Source organism: Halochromatium sp., assembly GCF_046541315.1.
GTDB lineage: Bacteria > Pseudomonadota > Gammaproteobacteria > Chromatiales > Chromatiaceae > Lamprobacter.
On sequence record NZ_JBKHDN010000282.1, the window covers coordinates 1 to 2821 of the forward strand.

General features: G+C 66.1%; 4 protein-coding genes. All 4 read right to left on the reverse strand.

Annotation, left to right across the window (positions count from 1 at the left end; all coding sequences use genetic code 11):
* Positions 1-86: 86 nt before the first annotated feature.
* A complete protein-coding gene (locus ACLFQI_RS13150) occupies positions 87-377 on the reverse strand; it encodes a hypothetical protein (RefSeq protein WP_410759993.1) in 291 nt (96 codons plus the stop codon).
* A gap of 23 nt (positions 378-400) precedes the next feature.
* Entirely contained in the window at positions 401-2113 is a 1713-nt protein-coding gene (locus ACLFQI_RS13155) for an ammonia-forming cytochrome c nitrite reductase subunit c552 (RefSeq protein WP_410759994.1), read from the reverse strand.
* 28 nt (positions 2114-2141) lie between these two features.
* Positions 2142-2612 (reverse strand): cytochrome c nitrite reductase small subunit, encoded by a 471-nt coding sequence (nrfH, locus tag ACLFQI_RS13160; protein ID WP_410759996.1) that lies wholly within the window; start codon positions 2610-2612, stop codon positions 2142-2144.
* Positions 2613-2634: 22 nt separating this feature from the next.
* Positions 2635-2821: hypothetical protein (locus ACLFQI_RS13165; protein ID WP_410759997.1), on the reverse strand; the 187-nt coding region annotated here is incomplete at its 5' end.

The following is a 2821-nucleotide window of genomic DNA, read 5'->3' on the forward strand; positions in this document are numbered from 1 at the left end:
AATGATGGGGCGTGCGCTTGATGCTGTCTTGCGCCGCTCGCGATCCGGCCGAGGTGGGCGCGGCGCGCTGGATTCCGAACACGACATCACCGCTTCCGGTTCACGTGATCGATGCTAGCGTCAGCATCGCGATCACCGCGCCCGAAGGCGCGATAGGCGAGCACCAGATAGGTGATCAGCATGATCGCCGAGACCAGGATCAGGATCAGGCCCACGGTCCACATGTCGGGGTCCAGAGAGAAGGCCCCGAGCAGGAACAAAAGCCCCAGGAAGGCGAACATCAGACTGTAGAACAGCGTCGGCTGGGAGCAGCAAATGGCGGCCTTTTGCCACCAAGGCATGCGGCTCCAGCGCTGCTCGCGTCTCGGATAAGCCATGATCATCGGCCTCCTCGGTCAGCTTACTCGGGCGACGTGACGGGCTCAGGCGTCGCCGCTGGCGATTCGCCGGTTGGCGTGACCCCTTTGACCGGCTCGGTCGGCAGATCCTCGGTGCTCGGGGCCTCGGGCGCGCGCAGGCGCAGGGCCGCCGACTGCGCCTGGCGGCTGTAGTCAATGGATTCGGCCAGGATGCGCGCGGACTCCTGGTCGGCATGGAAGCCCTTGGAGTTCTCGCTGCTGATGTAATCGAGTCGCCACATCGCCTTGCGCTGTAGCTCGAAGACGTCCTCCAGCTCGGCCTCGCTCGCACCGCCCGCCTTGGCTTCCAGGATCGCGTCGAGCATCTCGGTCATCGCCGCGCCGGCCCGTTCGGTGAGCACGACGGTGCGGTTCTGGATCGCCTCGACCCGTGCCTTAATCTCGTCCTCGGGGACGTTGTGGCAGGTCTGACAGGCGCTGTTGACGGCGTTCATCGGGCTGCGCACGTTATGGTTGCTGACCTTCATCGCGCCCTTGCGCTCATAGGGCATGTGGCAGTCGGCGCAGGCGACGCCGCTGCGGGCATGGATGCCCTGGCTCCAGAGCTCGAACTCGGGATGTTGGACCTTGAAGACCTTGGCGCCGGTCTCACCGTGCGCGTAGTCGTAGAAGGCGCTGCCGTCGGGGAACGCCTTCTCTTCCCAGACGCGTTCGGCGTCATCGGCGCCGAGGCCATGCGCCCAGGGGAAGGTCAGGGTGTCCTTGGTGGCGCAGTAGTACTCCACATGGCACTGGCCGCAGACGAATGAGCGCATCTCTTGGCGGCTGGCCAGTTCATTCGGGTCATAGGGCTCACGGCGATCGCCTTGGCGCCATTGCTCGATGCTGGGGAGATGCGGCACGGCGCCGTCGCCCTCGGCGAGCGCGGCGATGCCGAGCATGAAGCCCGGCCGGGTCACGCGCACCGCCATGCTCTTGGGGTCGTGACAGTCGACACAGCTGACCGGATGGGCCTCGCCAAGCATCCGTGCATGGTCCTCGGGCAGCGCCTCACCGGCGTACTCGCCGGTAAAGCCGCCGGGTGGTGGCGTGGGAAAGACCGGTTCGTTCTCGCCGGGGGTGCCGTCCGGGGTGGCGTAGAGCAGGGCCAGCACCTCCTGATAGGGCTGCTGACTGAGCTCCTGGAAACCGCGGATCATCGCCGGCATGTCGAGCTCGGCGGCGAGCCGCTCCTGGGTGACCTCCTCGCCTTGCGCTTCCAGGCCCACCCGGCGATAGAGCACGTTGACCGAGCCATGGCAGTGCAGGCAGGCGCCGGCTTGGGGTTTCTGGGTGACGCGCTCGGTCACGCCCTGATCGTAGAGCATGTAGGCATGACCGCGCGCCTCGCGATAGTCGATGCTGAAGGCGTAGCCGGCATAGAGGCGCTTGAGCCAAGGTTGCGCCTCGAGCTTGCTCTGCGGCATGGCGCTGCTGCCACCGTAGAACTCCGCGCCCGAGGTCGATTTCCAACCGTCGAACTGATGCGGCCAATTCTTGCCCCAGGGCTCCGGATCGGTCGTGATCTCGTCAACCTCGACTACCCGCACGAAGGGCTGGCGGGCATCCTGCTTGTGGCTGAACATGGTGATCAGCACAGAGGTCACCACCAGGGTGGCGAGGAGCGCGAAGACGAACACCGCGCCGATGATCAGGGCGCGGCCGCGTTGATGGCTGGGGCGATGCCGGCGAGCCCCGGTAGGCGTCTGTTTCATCATAGACCTCTCGACCTCTGATGGGGATTCAGCGCCGCAGCGCATGACCGACGTCGTGATGGCAGTGGACACAGCGTTGCATCTCGCCACCAGGCTCGGCCGGGCGCATGTGATCGACGAAGGCGGCGTGGCAATGCAGGCAGGCGGACTGGGTCACGCGCCGATTGCGCGCGCGGATCTGGATCGGCTCGTGAAACTGGCCGGTGGTGAAGGCCAACGCATGGAAAAAGCCGTTGTCGGCCTTGGTCAGCCACTTGCCAATCACGTCCGCCGGCAGGTGGCAGTCGTTGCAGCCGGCCACCCCTTGATGGCTCGATTTCACCCAGGCGTCGAAATGATCCTGCATGATGTGGCAGTTGGTGCAGGCGGTTGGGTCATCGGTCAGATAGGCCAGGCCATTCCCATAACCCAGCGTGAACAGCCCGACCCCGCCAAGGATGCCAAGGACCATGGCGGCCGCAAGGGCGAGGCCGTGACGCTGGTTGGTGGTGGGATGCATGATGACAACCGGGTTGGCAACCTTAAGCCGGCTCGTAGACGCGCACCCGCGAGCGCCCGTCGAAGGCCACCGGGCTCGGCATCGCCGGCGCCGTGCGCAGCTCCCGCGCCCCGACCGCCAGGTGCAGGGTCTGCTCCTGGGGGTCCAACCAATCGATCGACTGTGTTGGCACCAAGCACTGCGGCTCGCGCGCGTCCTGGTCCGCCGCC